Annotated in this window: 18 protein-coding genes; 9 read left to right on the top strand and 9 right to left on the bottom strand. The window is 64.3% G+C overall.

Going from position 1 to position 15,208, the window contains the following annotated elements; genetic code table 11:
* Positions 1-68: 68 nt before the first annotated feature.
* The 4 genes from ACZI8Q_RS14565 to ACZI8Q_RS14550 all read left to right on the top strand — a co-directional run bounded on the left by ACZI8Q_RS14565 (position 69) and on the right by ACZI8Q_RS14550 (position 4,102).
* A complete protein-coding gene (locus ACZI8Q_RS14565) occupies positions 69-839 on the top strand; it encodes a VTT domain-containing protein (RefSeq protein WP_463374263.1) in 771 nt (256 codons plus the stop codon).
* Between the two features lie 31 nt (positions 840-870).
* The gene (locus ACZI8Q_RS14560) at positions 871-1,533 is read left to right on the top strand and encodes a DedA family protein (RefSeq protein WP_463374262.1); all 663 of its coding nucleotides are present in this window, start codon (positions 871-873) and stop codon (positions 1,531-1,533) included.
* A gap of 212 nt (positions 1,534-1,745) precedes the next feature.
* Positions 1,746-3,674 (top strand): alkyl/aryl-sulfatase, encoded by a 1,929-nt coding sequence (locus tag ACZI8Q_RS14555; RefSeq protein ID WP_463374261.1) that lies wholly within the window; start codon positions 1,746-1,748, stop codon positions 3,672-3,674.
* Entirely contained in the window at positions 3,671-4,102 is a 432-nt protein-coding gene (locus ACZI8Q_RS14550) for a DUF7144 family membrane protein (RefSeq protein ID WP_463374260.1), read from the top strand. The genes ACZI8Q_RS14555 and ACZI8Q_RS14550 overlap by 4 nt, the downstream gene beginning before the upstream one ends.
* An 83-nt stretch (positions 4,103-4,185) precedes the next feature.
* Here the strand turns inward: ACZI8Q_RS14550 and ACZI8Q_RS14545 are convergent, their stop codons facing one another.
* The 5 genes from ACZI8Q_RS14545 to ACZI8Q_RS14525 all read right to left on the bottom strand — a co-directional run bounded on the left by ACZI8Q_RS14545 (position 4,186) and on the right by ACZI8Q_RS14525 (position 9,193).
* On the bottom strand, positions 4,186-5,322 hold the full coding sequence (locus tag ACZI8Q_RS14545; protein WP_463374259.1) for a GTP-binding protein: 1,137 nt from the start codon (positions 5,320-5,322) through the stop codon (positions 4,186-4,188).
* Between the two features lie 111 nt (positions 5,323-5,433).
* Complete coding sequence (locus tag ACZI8Q_RS14540) at positions 5,434-6,591, bottom strand: epoxide hydrolase family protein (RefSeq protein WP_463374258.1); 1,158 nt, start codon at positions 6,589-6,591, stop codon at positions 5,434-5,436.
* Positions 6,592-6,707: 116 nt separating this feature from the next.
* The gene (locus ACZI8Q_RS14535; protein ID WP_463374257.1) at positions 6,708-7,781 is read right to left on the bottom strand and encodes a glycoside hydrolase family 76 protein; all 1,074 of its coding nucleotides are present in this window, start codon (positions 7,779-7,781) and stop codon (positions 6,708-6,710) included.
* Positions 7,782-7,815: 34 nt separating this feature from the next.
* A complete protein-coding gene (locus ACZI8Q_RS14530; RefSeq protein ID WP_463374256.1) occupies positions 7,816-8,517 on the bottom strand; it encodes a TrmH family RNA methyltransferase in 702 nt (233 codons plus the stop codon).
* 4 nt (positions 8,518-8,521) lie between these two features.
* Positions 8,522-9,193 carry a hypothetical protein gene (locus ACZI8Q_RS14525; RefSeq protein ID WP_463374255.1) on the bottom strand — a complete coding sequence of 224 codons (672 nt, stop codon included), beginning with the start codon at positions 9,191-9,193 and terminating at the stop codon, positions 8,522-8,524.
* Positions 9,194-9,283: 90 nt separating this feature from the next.
* Here ACZI8Q_RS14525 and ACZI8Q_RS14520 point away from each other — a divergent pair, with 90 nt between their 5' ends.
* Complete coding sequence (locus ACZI8Q_RS14520; RefSeq protein WP_463374254.1) at positions 9,284-9,730, top strand: hypothetical protein; 447 nt, start codon at positions 9,284-9,286, stop codon at positions 9,728-9,730.
* Positions 9,731-9,734: 4 nt separating this feature from the next.
* On the opposite strand, the gene ACZI8Q_RS14515 is transcribed toward ACZI8Q_RS14520, so the two are convergent.
* Positions 9,735-10,445: a lysoplasmalogenase family protein gene (locus ACZI8Q_RS14515; RefSeq protein ID WP_463374253.1), complete on the bottom strand. Its 711-nt coding sequence runs from the start codon at positions 10,443-10,445 to the stop codon at positions 9,735-9,737.
* 102 nt (positions 10,446-10,547) lie between these two features.
* Between ACZI8Q_RS14515 and ACZI8Q_RS14510 the strand changes: the two genes are divergently transcribed.
* Complete coding sequence (locus ACZI8Q_RS14510; RefSeq protein ID WP_463374252.1) at positions 10,548-11,213, top strand: ScbR family autoregulator-binding transcription factor; 666 nt, start codon at positions 10,548-10,550, stop codon at positions 11,211-11,213.
* Positions 11,214-11,230: 17 nt separating this feature from the next.
* Here ACZI8Q_RS14510 and pyrE read toward each other — a convergent pair whose 3' ends face one another.
* From pyrE to ACZI8Q_RS14495, 3 genes are read right to left on the bottom strand one after another with little or no spacing between them, the layout of a single operon-like run.
* Entirely contained in the window at positions 11,231-11,764 is a 534-nt protein-coding gene (pyrE, locus tag ACZI8Q_RS14505; RefSeq protein WP_463374251.1) for an orotate phosphoribosyltransferase, read from the bottom strand.
* A 21-nt stretch (positions 11,765-11,785) separates the two neighbouring features.
* Positions 11,786-12,580 carry an SDR family NAD(P)-dependent oxidoreductase gene (locus ACZI8Q_RS14500; protein ID WP_463374292.1) on the bottom strand — a complete coding sequence of 265 codons (795 nt, stop codon included), beginning with the start codon at positions 12,578-12,580 and terminating at the stop codon, positions 11,786-11,788.
* The gene (locus ACZI8Q_RS14495) at positions 12,573-13,331 is read right to left on the bottom strand and encodes a hypothetical protein (RefSeq protein ID WP_463374291.1); all 759 of its coding nucleotides are present in this window, start codon (positions 13,329-13,331) and stop codon (positions 12,573-12,575) included. Before ACZI8Q_RS14495 ends, ACZI8Q_RS14500 begins: the two co-directional genes overlap by 8 nt.
* A 110-nt stretch (positions 13,332-13,441) precedes the next feature.
* Between ACZI8Q_RS14495 and ACZI8Q_RS14490 the strand changes: the two genes are divergently transcribed.
* The 3 genes from ACZI8Q_RS14490 to ACZI8Q_RS14480 all read left to right on the top strand — a co-directional run.
* Positions 13,442-14,074, top strand: a complete 633-nt coding sequence (locus ACZI8Q_RS14490; RefSeq protein WP_463374250.1) for a TetR/AcrR family transcriptional regulator — start codon at positions 13,442-13,444, stop codon at positions 14,072-14,074.
* The gene (locus ACZI8Q_RS14485) at positions 14,071-14,574 is read left to right on the top strand and encodes a nitroreductase family deazaflavin-dependent oxidoreductase (RefSeq protein ID WP_463374249.1); all 504 of its coding nucleotides are present in this window, start codon (positions 14,071-14,073) and stop codon (positions 14,572-14,574) included. The genes ACZI8Q_RS14490 and ACZI8Q_RS14485 overlap by 4 nt, the downstream gene beginning before the upstream one ends.
* A partial coding sequence (locus ACZI8Q_RS14480; RefSeq protein ID WP_463374248.1) for a hypothetical protein occupies positions 14,571-15,208 on the top strand: 638 nt, incomplete at its 3' end. The genes ACZI8Q_RS14485 and ACZI8Q_RS14480, both read left to right, overlap by 4 nt.

Raw genomic sequence — 15,208 nt, 5'->3', positions numbered from 1 at the left:
GAGGTCATGACCCCCTTGTGACCTGCCTTGTTCCGGCAAACGGCCGAATCGCCGGTACGCTTGTCCCCGTGATTGTGCAGGCAGCGTCGGAATCCGTGACCAACTTGGCTTTGCTTCCCGGTTTCCTCGATCCGGTGAACCTCCTCAACTCGTTCGGCACCTGGATGCTGGTGGGGCTCCTGTTGGTGGTGTTCATCGAGTCCGGTTTGCTGTTCCCGCTGCTCCCCGGCGATTCACTACTGTTCACCGCCGGGCTCATCGCGGCATCCAAGTCGACGGATATCGAGCCGTTCGCCCCGATCGGCGTGCTGCTGGTCCTCATTCCCATCGCTGCGATCCTCGGCGACCAGGTCGGATTCTTCATCGGAACGAAGGGGGGAACGGCCCTCTTCAAGAGCGACGACGCGCGCTTCTTCAAGAAGAAGTACATCGACGAATCCCACGCGTTCTTCGAGAAGCACGGCCCGATCACCATCGTTCTCGCGCGCTTCGTGCCGATCGTCCGCACATTTGCGCCGGTGGTGGCCGGTGCGTCCAAGATGAAGTACTCGCTGTTCCTCACGTACAACGTGGTAGGCGGCGTCCTGTGGGGTTCGGGCGTCACCCTGCTGGGCTACCTGCTGGGTCAGATCCAGTTCATCCGCGACAACGTCGACGTCATCTTCCTGCTGATCGTGTTCGTGTCCGTGCTGCCGATCATCGTCGAGGTCGGCAAGCGCATCCTCGGCTCACGGAAGGCCGACGACCCCGCTTCCGAGAAGTCCGCAGCTCAGAACTCCGCGGCTCAGAACTCCGTGGACACCGAGCCGGTCGCCGCACCCACCGACACCGCATCCTGACCCCGAACGGGTCACCCCAGGCAGGCAGTACGTGAACGTCGCAGCGGGCACTTTCGGGGCGTTGGAGACAGCGGGTCCGGCGCTCGTGTGGATCGTTGTCGTCGCATTCGTCTTTCTCGAATGCGCCGTTATTCTCGGACTGTTCCTGCCCGGCGATTCCATGCTGATCACGGCGGGGATCGTGCTCGCCGGTCACTCGGCTGGGGCTACCCACGTGTGGGCCCTGTCGCTGGGCGCAATGGTGGCCGCCATCTGCGGAAACCAGGTCGGATACGTCATCGGTCACCGCACCGGTCACAAGATCGTGGCCCGCAAGAACGGGCGATACCTCAATTTCGAGAACTTGCACCGCGTCAACCTTCTACTCGAGAAGCACGGCTTCTGGGCGGTCCTCGTCGCACGGTGGATTCCCTGGGTGCGGACGCTGTGCCCCATGGTCGCCGGTGCCGCACGAATGAACCACACCAAATACACCGTTGCCAGCACCATAGGGGCCGTTGCCTGGGCTCCCGTGCTGCTGCTCCTCGGCTTCTACGCCGGCTCGTTTCTGCAACGCGTGCCCTGGCTGATGCCTGCCGTCGTCGGCGCAATGGTGGTGCTGCTCGTCATCGGCACGACCGTCGGCATCTGGCACTACCGCCAGGAAATGGCGCGGCCATCCGAGGAAGTCGAAGTCGAGGACGTCCACGACTGATCCCGGCAGATCGTCGGATCTGGGTCAACCAGGCGTTTTCGGTCCGCTGGACCCCAATCTCCCCTACTCTCGAAGTAGAGAGTTCCGGCGTACCGGTCGACGGGCGGCACCTGACGATCGTCGCGCTCACGAACGGAGTGTCGAATTCTGAACACTCCACCAGTTCGTGCCGCAAGGTTGCAACCCCCACAACGCACGGGAGACGTGCACATATGGCAACGAACCCGAAACCGGCCTCGTCGACCGTCGTCGAACAGCAGCGGGCACTGCGCGAATCACTCCCCTTCGACGACGACCAGGACTTCGCCGACGCCACTCGCGGCCTGATCTCCCGTCGCAACCCCACCGCTGTGACCGCCGAGGACGGGCGGGTGCTGTGGGACAACGCCGCCTACGGTTTTCTCGGCGGCGACGCGCCCGACACCGTCAACCCGAGTCTGTGGCGACAGTCCACGCTCGCGGCGATCGACGGCCTGTTCGAGGTGGTTCCCGGTATCTATCAGGTCCGTGGCCTCGACCTGTCCAACACCACGTTCGTGGAAGGCGACGAGGGCGTGGTCGTGGTCGACACCCTGCTCTCCGCAGAAACGGGCCGCGCTGCACTGGATCTCTATCGCGCTCACCGAGGTGATCGTCCGGTGAAGGCGGTGATCTACACCCACTCCCACGTCGACCATTTCGGTGGAGTCAAGGGGTTCGTGACGCAAGCGGAGGTCGATGCCGGGAACGTGAAGATTTTCGCTCCCGAAGGATTCTTGGAACATGCGGTGTCGGAGAATGTCTACGCGGGAACAGCGATGGGTCGCCGGGCGAGCTACATGTACGGCGCCGCACTGGACCGAGGCCCCACAGGCCAGGTAGGCGCGGGCTTGGGGCAGACGGTGTCGACCGGAACGGTCACCCTCATCGCACCTACGGACATCGTCACGACAACCGGCGACGATACCACCGTGGACGGTGTTCACATGGTCTTCCAGATGGCGCCGGATACCGAGGCACCGTCCGAAATGCTGATCTACTTCCCTGATTTCAAGGCGTTGTGCGCCGCCGAGGATGCAACCCACACCTTCCACAATCTGGTGACGCTGCGTGGTGCGGTGGTCCGCGATCCACACGGATGGGCGAAGTACCTGTCGGAGACGATCGCATTGTTCGGTGGCGAGGTGGAGGTGGCGTTCGCATCGCATCATTGGCCCACCTGGGGTAACGACCGTATCGTCGCATTCCTGTCCACGCAGCGGGATCTGTATGCGTACGTTCACGATCAAACTCTGCGGATGATGAACCAGGGCCTCACCGGCCCCGAGATCGCCGAGCAGCTCACGCTTCCTCCTGCGCTGGAGAACGCGTGGAGCGCTCGGGGGTACTACGGCTCGGTGAGCCATAACGTCAAGGCGGTCTACCAGCGCTATCTCGGCTGGTTCGATGGCAATCCGGCCAGCCTGTGGCAGCACACGCCCGTCGAGCAGTCGAAACGCTATGTCGAGTTCATGGGCGGCGCCGACACCGTTGTCGCCAACGCGCGGAAATCGTTCGAAGCCGGTGATTTCCGCTGGGTCGCGCAGGTAGTCAACCACGTGGTGTTCGCAGATCCGACGCACCTGGGAGCCAGGGAGCTCCTCGCCGACACCTACGAGCAACTCGGCTACGGGGCCGAGAACGGGACCTGGCGCAATTGGTACCTGTCCGGTACGACGGAACTGCGCAGGGGCCAGTTCGGCACCCCGACCACAGCCTCCGCACCGGACGTCGTCGCCCAGCTCACACCGGAGATGCTCTTCGACGCCATGGCCGTCCAGGTGAACGGACCGAAGGCCTGGAACGAGAACCTGACGATCGAGATCTCCCTCACGGACACGGGCGCGCGCTACCGACTCGGTCTGTCCAACGGCGTGCTCACCCACGGGCCACACCTTCGTACTGCGACCCCCGACGTCACTGTCTTCACGCCCAGATCCGCGATACCGCACCTCGCAATGGGCAATGCGTCACCCGACGACCTTGCCGACGCCGGTATCACCGTCGACGGCGACGCATCGGTCCTCGGCCGCCTTGCCGCCGTCTTGGACGGCGGGGACCCGAACTTCGCAATCGTCACACCGGACCGTCCGGACAACGCCACGGAAGGAACACTTCGATGACTACAACACCCGACCGAGGCCAGGAGGTCACGTCCGACACTGAGCCCGCAGGTCAAGGTTTTGCCGGGTTGACGACGGTGGTCGCGGCCATCCTGTTGGCGGTGGCAGGCATCCTTGCTGTTCTGCAGGGAATCGCTGCAATCGCTTCGGACGAGATCTTCGTGACCGGACTCGACTACACGTACGCATTCGATGTCACCACCTGGGGCTGGGTACACCTGATCGTGGGCATCCTCGTGGTCCTCACGGCATTTGCCCTGATGACGGGTGCGACGTGGGCGCGCGTCACTGCGGTGGTGCTCGCAGGATTTTCCATCGTCGTCAATTTCGTCTGGCTGCCCTACTACCCACTCTGGGGGATCCTGGTGATCGCCCTCGATCTGGTCGTGATCTGGGCGGTGTCGACCTGGGACGGGAAACGCATCTAGCGCAACAGTTCACGTCCCCTCCCCGACGAATGTCACACCAGTTCGCCTGGGTAGAACGCGTGTGACATCGGCCGAGACGAGACTCAGTGCTGATGAATGGCCTCCCACGCGGGGAGCGGATCGTCGAAGTGCATCCACGTCTCGGGTCCGGCCTGCATCTCCACCTCTGTCAGCAGCGCTGGGTCGAGAATTCTGTTCGGCGCGTCCGCGTCGAGCTTCACACCGATGAACACAATCTCCTGTCCCGGCGTCTCGTCGGTCGACTCCCAGAACTGCGCCGGTTCGATCACCAGGTTGGGTCCGGCTTGCGACCAGACAGCGGCGATACTTGGACGGCTTGCCACCCAGCAAAACCCCTTGCTGCGCAACAGACCTGCGAATTGCCCCAGCGCAGCTTCCAGCCTTGCAGGATGGAACGGACGCGACGCCCGGTAGGTAACGCTGCGGATGCCGTACTCCTCGGTCTCCGGGATGTGGCCACCGGCGATCTCCTCCGCCCAGCCAGGGGACTGTGCGGCCACTTCGGGGTCGTAGAGGCCAGTTGCCAGCACCTGATCGAGGCCGACAATTCCCTTTGTCGTACGGCGAATCACGGCGTGCGGGTTGAGACGACGAATGGTCGCTTCAACGGTTCCAGCCCCTTTCTCGCTCACAAGATCAACCTTGTTCACGAGGATGACGTCCGCGAATTCCACCTGTTCCACCAGCAAGTCCGAGATGCTCCGCTCGTCTCCTTCTCCCGCTTCCAGTCGACGATCGTGCAGTCGGTCACCCTTTGCGAGTTCACCCAAGAACGTGGAGGCGTCCACCACCGTCACCATCGTGTCCAGGGCTGCGACGCTGCCAAGGCTGAACCCGTCCTCGAACTCCCAGTCGAATGTGGCGGCCACCGGCATGGGCTCGGAGATCCCGGTCGATTCGATGACGAGTTGATCGAACCGGCCTTCCCTGGCCAGTCGTGCGACGGACTCGACGAGGTCCTCGCGGAGCGTGCAGCAAATACAGCCGTTGGTCAGTTCGACCAGTTTCTCCTCGGTGCGGTCGAGGTGTCCCTGGCCTTCGACCAGCGCGGCATCAATGTTCACCTCGCTCATGTCGTTGACGATCACGGCAACCCGGCGACCCTCACGGTTCGCGAGTACGTGGTTGAGCAGGGTTGTCTTGCCGGCCCCGAGGAATCCGGACAGCACGGTGACGGGAAGGCGGTTTCCAACACTCATTCCATAATGATAACCGTTTTCATTACAAGCTCATCGGCCTCCCCACCAATGCCACACCGGTTCGCCTGGGTAGAACGCGTGCGATATTCGTCGAAGTTGGAGCCGGGTGGGCTACTCGGCGGGGTGTACCAGAGCGGCACAGAAGGCCCGAATGTCGCCTGCCAATAGATCTGGCGCCTGCAGAGACGCAAAATGTCCACCTCGGTCGAACTCCGTCCATCGCACGACATTGAGGGAACGCTCCGCCACTGTCCGCATCGCAGAGTCGCCGGGAAACGAGGCCACCGCAGTCGGCGTCTCGATCCGCGAACCGCCGTAGAAGGCGTCGCCGCCCTCCTTGTAGATACGCGCCGACGAACCGGCGGTGCGAGTGAGCCAGGTGATCGTGATGTCCGTGAGGATTGCATCGCGATCCACTGGTGCCTGTTCGGTACGCGTCGGGTCGTAATCGACGAACCACTCGAGCTGCCAGGCAAGCAATCCCAGTGGTGAATCGGTCAGCGCGTAGGCCAAGGTCTGCGGTCTCGTCGATTGCACGACGGCATACCCGGAGCGCTCCTCCCACGCGGCTGCGTCACCCTGCACTCGTCCCATTTCGTCGTCGGTCAGCCCGGCCATCGCGTCTTCGCGCGTCCAGTCGATGGGAGCTACGAGCGCATTGACGTGCACGCCGACGACATGCTCGGTGGCCACGCGCGCCATCTCGGGTGCGATCATCGACCCTGCGTCACCGCCCTGGACCACGTATCTGTCGTAACCGAGTCGTTGCATCAGCTCGGCGAACGCCGCAGCCATACGACTGATCCCCCACCCACGCTCGCGGGTGGGGCCGGAGAACCCGAACCCCGGCAACGACGGAATCACGACGTCGAACGCTTGCCCACCGCCGTCCGGCTCGGTGAGCGGCCCCACCAGCCCAACGAGATCGGCGAAGGTACTCGGCCAGCCGTGGACCAACAGCAACGGCGTGGCTTCGGGGCTCTGCGACCGAACATGAACGAAATGAATGTTCTGCCCGTCGATCTCGGTAGTGAACTGCGGGACGGCGTTCAGGCGCGCTTCCTGCGCTCTCCAGTCGAATCCGTCGCGCCAGTAGTCGGCGAGACCGCGCAGATGATCGGAGGCGACACCGAACTCCCAACCCACTCCCGGCAATTCGTCGGGCCAACGAGCCTCACGCAGACGCCGGCGAAGATCGTCGAGATGGGCGTCGGCGACGTTGATCGTGAATGGGTGAACGGTGACGGTTTCTGCACTGAGGTCGGTCATACCGCCACTGTGCCGGTCGTCGAGGTCAGCCACCGCCCTAATTCTCCCCCGACCGATGTCACAGCGGTTCGCCTCAGCTGAACGTGTGTGACATCCGTCGGGCAGGGTGGGGAAGGTCAGGAGTAGGGGTCGACGGCGGACACCCGGTGGGCTGCTTCGAGCAGCATCCACCCGCCCAACTGCACGGACAGGCCCTGTTCGGGGATGTTCGAGGCCCTAACCGGCAGTTCTGCGTTCTTGCGCCAGTCGTAACCGAACACGGGCATTCCCTCGACCTCCAGACGGTTCTTCCACGCCGATTCCGCGGATGCGAGCACGATGTGCGCCGCCTGCTCCCGCGTTGTGATGTCGTCCGAATTCTCCGGTGGCAACATCGACGCGGTGAATGCCAGGTAGCGCGCCAGGATTCCGTTGAACAGGCCGCCGTCCCCGCGACCACCGCCCTCGATCACACCGGTACGGGTGAGCCGGTTGTACACGGCTTCGACGAGGCGATACACCCGCTCCCGATGGCGCGGATGACCGGTGCGTACGGCGAGTTCGGTCTCGAGCCCCAACGTCACGCCCTGGCAGTACGAATAGACGACCCGTTCGAGTCTGCCTCCGGTGTGAATGCCGTCGAAGATCAGGTCGGTTTCGGGGTCACGCAGCGTCGTGTCGATCCAGTCGGCCATGTCCTGAGCTCGCCCTACTCGACCGGTGCGCGCCAACAGGATCCCGGCCGGTCCGTTTGCAGGAGCGTTGTAGAAGTCCGATCCCTTGCGCCACGGAATCCCACCACCGAGTTCAGGTGCCCATGCGTCGAACACTTCCGATTCGAGGGTCCGCACAACGGCCGATACGTCGACGACCTGTCCCCGCTGGGCACGTTCCAATGCGAGACCCAGCCAGGCCATGTCGTCGTAGTAGTCGTTGGTCCACCCGGTGATGTTGCGAATGCGGTGACCGCGCACGATCCGTGAGGGGCGACGATGGTCACCTGCCGGATCACGTTCGAATGCATCGACCGCGCAATCGATCAGGTGGGCTTGCCACCAGTAATGCCAGGTGCAGAACACCTGTTCCCGCAGCACAGGAGGCCACGCCACAACGCCGAGCGCAGTCCCCGGCAGTGCCCACAGCCTGCGCAGATGACGTGCGATCACAGCCCTTTCGGCGGCCGCTGCCCGGGCCGACCAGTCCTGGTGCATAAAGGTTCATTCTGCCCAGACCGGGGCCGAATGGCTACCAGGCAGTAGCGAGGTCACCGTGCTCGCGGATCCACGCATGCATGGCGATCCCCGCAGCAACTCCGGCGTTGATACTGCGTGTGGAGCCGAATTGCGCTATGGACACCGTCATCGACGCGACTTCCCGTGCACGGTCGGTGACGCCGGGTCCTTCCTGCCCGAACAACAGCAGACACTCACGCGGCAGCCGGGCAGTTTCGAGTGGCACCGAGCCGGGGGTGTTGTCCACGGCCACGATCGTGAGTCCGCGCACTCGTGCGAACGCGACCAGTTCGTCCACGTCGGCGTGATGGACGACGTGCTGGTAGCGGTCGGTGACCATCGCACCACGTCGGTTCCATCGCCTGCGACCGACGATGTGCACCGCGGCCGCTGCAAATGCGTTGGCCGTCCGGACCACGGTGCCGATGTTCGAGTCGTGGCCGAAGTTCTCGATCGCGATGTGCAGTGGGTGCCGACGGGTATCGATGTCGGCGACGATCGCGTCACGAGTCCAGTACCGGTACGCATCGACGACGTTCCGGCGGTCACCGTTCGCGAGCAGTTCCGGGTCGTACCGGGGATCGGATGGGGCGGGGGTGCCGTATTCGGACTCCCACGGCCCGACTCCGTTCGGGTGCTCACCCCACTCGGTGGGACCCGGCTCTCCGGCTGTCCCGGCCTCTTCTGGGTTACCGGTGTCGGCGGTGTCGCTCACGATGTCAGAACGTCGCATTCGAATGAGGGGCGATGGTGAACCCGTGGGTGGTTTCGTCGTTGACGCACGTGACGTCCTCTGCGGTGGTGCTGCAGGTGTATCCGAGCTTGTTCAGCTGCGAGCCGGCAGGCAGAACGGGGTCTTTGCCTGCCTCGCCGGAGGTGTAGACGATCCCGCCCGAGCACATGAATGCCCCTTCACCCTCGTTTTCGACACGAATACCGTGCCCCCAGTTGACGACACACGCATCCGGTTTCGGGGGGATCGGGGCGGTGGCGCCCTGACATCCCGCCTCGGTGCGGTTCGGGAGTTTGATGATTCCGCATTGGAATTCGCCGTCCGGCGAGACGAAATAGTACGACTCGTTGCGCTCGAACTCCACCTCGGTGAGCGTGGTGGTCGGGGCTGCGACAGCTTCGGTCGGCGGCGGCACCAGCGGGGGTGTCGTCGTCGTGGTCGGCGGCAAAGTCGTCGCCTCGGTGGTGGTCTCGGCGGCCCCAGAGGGGGACGAGACAGGGGTGGACGTGGCCGAGCTGGACGTGGCCGAGCTGGACGTGGCCGAGTTGGTTGCGGCGCTGTCCACCGATTCACCGGCCTCGGATGCACCTGCGCACCCGGCCAACAGCAGCGCCGACGCCACACTCGCGCCTGTCAGCGATATTCGACGCCAAGCCACCCGATCCACCTCCAACCACTCGTCTCGGACTGCCGACTCTGCACTCTAACGACCGCCCCCGAACGCAGTAGCCTGGGAGTGGAGGACACGATGAATCACCAGCGCATCGTTGCGGCCGTTTGCTTCATCACGGCCGGGTACGTCCTCGCCCTCGCCCTCTGGCTGGGCTGGTTGATCGACCACACCCCACCCGGCACGATCCCGTATCAGGTGATCGGGATCATTGCCGCGTACGGCTCGGCACTCGGGATCGGCATGATGCTCGCCGACGGTCCGTCACGGTCCGATCGCACACTGCAACGACACGGACTCGAAGGGTGGGCACGCATCGAACACCTGCGGCCGCTGGGGCACACCGTGGACAACGGCGAACTCACCGAACTCGATCTGAGCCTCACGGTTCCGGGGTCCACAAGCTACTCCGGAACCGTGATCTACGAGGTTGCGCGAGAAGACGTCGACCGTTTCGTCGTCGGGGAAACCGTCAGCGTCCGGGTGGACCCCCGAAACCGTGATCGCATCATGCTGTGCCCGTGACGCTCTACTTCCTGCGGAGCAGCGCAAGCATCCCCTCGACCAGGAGGAGTTGTGCTGCTGCATACGTGCCGAGTACGACACCTTCGGACGCCGCGCGCTCCGTCTTCCCCCGCAAGAACAGCTTCCGGATGACGATGAGACCGTCGGAACTGGTGAACAACAGTCCGCCCAGACCGAGCCAGCTTCGGCGGTCCGCGGACGGGACGACCATGCCGCCGACCACCGATGCCCCGGGTGCGAGCGAGGGGTCGGCGGACAGAGTGGAGGTGGTTCCCAGCACCAGACCGTACGCGGTCAAGGTAGTTGAGACCTCGGGAGCACGAGAACGCAGGAGCGCCGTCGCACCGGCCCAACTGGCCAGCCGTGGGATCAACGCAGTCCGGGTCGGTCGCGCACCGTGACGAGCGAGCAGCGTGGAGTACCCCGCCTGCATCACGCCGAACGACGTGGCTCCACTGGTCAGGCGCCTGTCGTCGTCCGGGTCGATCATGAAGACGTCGCCGACCGTTGCCGCAGCAAGCCCGCCGAGCAGCAGTGCCGTGTCCACCGGTTCCAAGTCTGCCCGTCGGCGCAGGACGCGAACTCCCAACGCAGGCGCAATGAGTGGCTTGGCCACCTGCTGGAGGCGTTCGTTCCCCAGTACGGCACCTGCCACGGTGGCCACTGTCGCCCCCGCGAACACGGCATGTTCGATACCCCAACGCGACTTACGCATTCAATTCTCCTGAACTCGGACGGTGTGGGTCGAACGTACCCGCGCGAAGTCTGGTTGACTTGCTCGCGACGCCGCAACTATGACGAAGATTGCGAGGGCGATATGGCGCTGCAGGCACGAGCTGAGATCACCCGGAGACAGGTGATGGAAGGTGCCGCTCGGAGCTTCGACCAGCTCGGGTTCGGTGGAGCGAGCCTGAGCGGCATCCTCGCCCATGCGAATGTCACGAAAGGCGCTCTGTATTTCCACTTCGAGTCGAAAGAGGCGTTGGCCAGGGCCATCATCGCGGAAACGCACCGGATGGCGGCGGAGGCTACTGGTCGGGCGATCGCAGAATCACGCACTCCTGCGGAGGTAATGATCCGGATCAGCCGCTACAGGGCAGAGCAATTGATGACCGAACCGATCTCTCGAGCTGGCATGCGATTGTCACTGGAAATCGGTGTCGCCGAAAGCCCGGAAACGAAACCTGTCGTCGACTGGGCAGACGCCGTTGCCGAGCTCGCCCAGCGAGGAATTCAGATCGGCGAACTTCGACCGACGATCGATACCGCAGGTCTGGGCCGAATCCTCGCGAGCACGTTCACGGGCATGCAACTCGTTTCCCAGGCAATGACTGGACGCAAAGATCTCATGGAGCGAGTGGTCGAAATGTGGCAGCTCTTCCTTCCCAACATCGCTACGGAAGAAGCCCTGCCAGGTCTCCTCGACATCGCCATTTTCGGTGGTCAAGACGATGGACCGGGATTCGAATCGCCAGTGCACTGAGCGTCGAAGAGAACCTGTCAGTCGAGACCGAGGTCTGCGAGGCCGAGCAGGGAGCGGTATTGGATACCCTCTGCGGCGATGACCTCGTCGGCACCGGTGGCACGGTCCACGACGGTGGCCACGCCGACCACGGTCGCGCCCGCGTCACGGAGTGCCCGCACCGCGGTCAGCGGTGAATTCCCGGTGGTCGTGGTGTCTTCGACGACCAGCACCCGCTTACCGGTGACGTCGGGGCCTTCGATCTGACGCTGCATGCCGTGCGCCTTGGCCGTCTTGCGGACCACGAACGAGTCGATCGGTCGTCCCGCGGCGTGCATGACGGCGAGGGCAACCGGGTCTGCACCCATGGTGAGGCCGCCGACGGCGTCGAACTCCCAGTCGGACACCAGTTCGCGGAGCTGGGTGCCGATCAGTGGGCCGGCCTCGTGGTGCAACGTTGCTCGCCGCAAATCCACGTAGTAGTCGGCTTCCTTACCCGACGACAAGGTCACTCGGCCGTGCACGACCGCCAGTTCACGTACCAGTCCGGCCAGTTTCTCGCGATCGCTCATGAGTAATGAGCCTACCGACCGCTACGTTCGACCCCGGCCCCGGCCGACCACGTTGGTCAGTCGCCTCACCAGGCTCTGCGGAACGAGCCGCCCCAGAGTGGTGAGCACCTTGTACTGGGCGCCGGGGATGCAGATGATCTTGTCTGCCCGCAGGTCGGCGAGAGAAGCCGACACCACCTGCTCGACGTCCAGCCACATCGGGCTGGGAATGGAACTCATCTCGATACCCGCACGCTGGTGAAATTCGGTGCGGATGAATCCGGGGCAGAGCGCTTGGACGCGCACACCGGTGCCGGTGAGGCCCCCCGACAGCCCCTGGGTGAACGAAATGACGTAGGCCTTGCTCGCCGAATACGTCGAGCCGCGGCCGGCAAGTAGTCCTGCGACACTGGCGACGTTGATGATGGTGCCGTTGGCAGCGGCCACCATGGACGGCAGAGCTGCCCTCGTGAGTTGCATGACTGCGGTGACGTTGACGTCGAGCTGCGCTTGCAGCAGTTCCGGTTCGGCCGTCCAGAATTCGCCGCTGGTACCGAAGCCCGCATTGTTGACGAGCACATCCACGCCGTCGGCGAGACGGCGGGCAACTTCGTCACGGCCGTCCGCTGTGGCGAGATCGGCGACGAGAATCTCCGAAGCCGTGTCGAACCGTCCCTTCACATCCTGGGCGAGTTCCTGCATCCGGGCACCGTCGCGAGCCACCAGCACGAGGTCGTAGCCCAGTGAGGCGAACCGCTTGGCGAATCCCGCGCCCAATCCGGAGGTCGGTCCCGTGACGACTGCGATGGGCCGGCGGTCGGCGGCCTCCTCAGCCACGGTTGTCACCGGGCCTCACGGCCGGCCGGCCGGTGGGTCGGCGGCCACCTACCTGCTGGGCAACCGCCGGTCGGCCACGGACGGGGCGACCGTCGTCACGCGGGTGGGGACGACTCGGGTCGTGGTGGGTCGAATCGAAATCGCCTCGCCCGCTGACGGGCGGCAGCACGTGCAGGATGCCGGACAAGCGAGCAACGGTTTCGATTGCCGAATCCCACTCACGTCCGGAACTGCCGATCGGCATGGAGCCGAGCGTCCAGGCGCCCTCACTCCACAGCATGTTGACATGTGGAGGAACGGCTTCCGTGAACGCGACCATACGTTGATCGCACACCCGTCGGGCTATCTCGAGGTCGGTGGAGAACACCACCCGAGGACCCATGGCGCCGAGTAGTTCGAGATCGGAGTCCTTCGGCGGTGGTGTGGATTTGAGGCGCAGGTCGATGTCGACGTCGGACCCCACTTCACGTTTCACCGCGACGATCGTCGCCGTGTCCTCGAGGTCGAACAGCACGAACGATTCGCCGCGCCGTTCACCGCGCACCACGTCGATGGCGTCGAGGTATTCCTGCTTCGCCATGACGGCACGATGGTATCGACCTGGCAGCTGCGGCTCTGTCTCCGTGTACTTGTACCCCTGGGCTTTCGCCCAGATCTGCCGCACGCGACCTGTTTGATCGCGCCGCGACCTATCGAAATAGAGCAGCGCGCATGCGCCGACGAGTGCTATCAGCGCGAGTAGAAACCACATTCCCGTCATCGGTGCTCAGCCTAGCCGCTCCCGCCCGGGCGGACAGTCAACGGCACGAGAAGGCGCATGAAGGCTTGCACGACGGTGAACACGTGTTTACTATTATGAACATGCGTTCACACATGGTCGACGATCGGACGTCGCGGGCAAGGATTCGCGACGAAGCGATCCGCCTCTTCGCCGAACGCGGGGCCGACGCCGCGACCGTGCGCGACATCGCAGCGGCCGCAAACGTGTCCCCTGCCCTGATACTGCGTCATTACGGATCCAAGGACGGATTGCGCACCGCCGTCGACGAGCACGTTGCGAGAATCTTCGAGGCCATGCTGGACGAGGTGGCGACAGACCAGGTAGCGGCGGATCAAGCGAAGCCGACCGACGCAGAGCTCAGCGGCTTGGCCGAGGCGGTGTCCACGCACCTACCCACCGATTCACCGATTCCCGCCTACCTCGGTCGGATCCTCCTGACGGGTGGCCCAGTGGGGTCGCCGCTGTTCGTACGGCTGCACGAGGTGAGCCGAAAAGCACTCGACCGGATGACGGACGCCGGTACGGCAGTGCCCGGCAACGATCCGGACGTACGCGCCGCATATCTACTCGTCGCCGATCTCGCGGTCCTGATTCTCCGCGACCGTCTGCACGAAGTTCTCGGGGTCGACCCGTTGTCGGCCGGAGGAATGCAGCGCTGGGGCAGCGAGGTGCTGGCAATACACCGAAACGGATTGAACGGAGGACGATCATGACCGACTTTCGAAGCATCCTCACCAAGGGAGCCGTCCGTGTGCTCCGGACGCGACGGCTGATGCGAGCGCCGATCTGGCTGTATCGGGCACGGTTGGGGTTCGTGTTGGGGTCACGGTTCCTGATGCTCGAACACGTCGGACGGAAATCCGGTGCCACCCGCCAGGTCGTCCTCGAAGTATTCGGTCATCCGGAACCCGATACCTACATCGTCGTCTCCGGCCTGGGCGCGCGGTCGCAATGGTTCCGGAACCTGCAGGCCAATCGGCACGCACGCGTATTCGTCGGCGGCCGTAGGGCGGTGGACGCGGAGGCTCGCATGCTCACCCAGGACGAAGCAGACGTCGCGCTCCACTCGTATGCGACCCGCTACCCACGCGCCTGGGAAAAGTTCAAACCGATACTCGAAGAGACCCTCGGTATGCCGATCGAGGACCAGGGCACCCCACTGCCTCTGGTGGGGCTCCACCTCGACAGCAACGCTCCAAAGGCGAAGCGATGAGCGGCACATTGCGTACGCGCGTCCGCACGTCGTGGAACAACTTCGTCGGCCCGGACGCGAGGGCACTCGACAACACGGTCACCCTCACTCTGGCCGCACTCGGCGCGACCGCGGCACCCGTACTGGCGAACACCAGCGAACCGCTCACCTCCGGTGAACGATGGATACTCCGACTGCTCGCAACCGATCTGTGGGGCGGCGCGTGGGTGAACAACACCCAAGCGTGCATCCGCTGGTACGAGCGGCCCGGCCAAAGCGACGCCGACCACATGACTTTCGCCGCCCTGCACATTCACCCGGCCGTGTTCGCGTGGATGGACCGCGACGAGCAACCTCACCGAGTTCACCCTGCCGCGTGGGCCGGCGCCCACTACGGGTACCTCATGGCGGCCACGTACCTGATCCGTCGTCGCTCTCACCAGCGCCGCATGCTCGGGGCCGCCCTGACGGTCGGCGGAGTGGCACTCGATCGGTCGTTGGGACCATCACGCGCCGCACCGTGGTTCGCGCCCGTCTACTACGTCAAACTGTTGCTGGGCCACGCTTCGGGCACCCTTCTTCCTGTGAGTGGTGGGGGGGTGGGTGGGGGGGGGCAACCCACCACCGGGGCCCCCAAGTTTAGGCGGGGACGGGG

This window comes from Rhodococcus quanlei, from assembly GCF_055231015.1.
The sequence above is the reverse complement of the archived record's forward strand: the minus strand, read 5'-3'. Positions and strand labels throughout refer to the sequence as shown.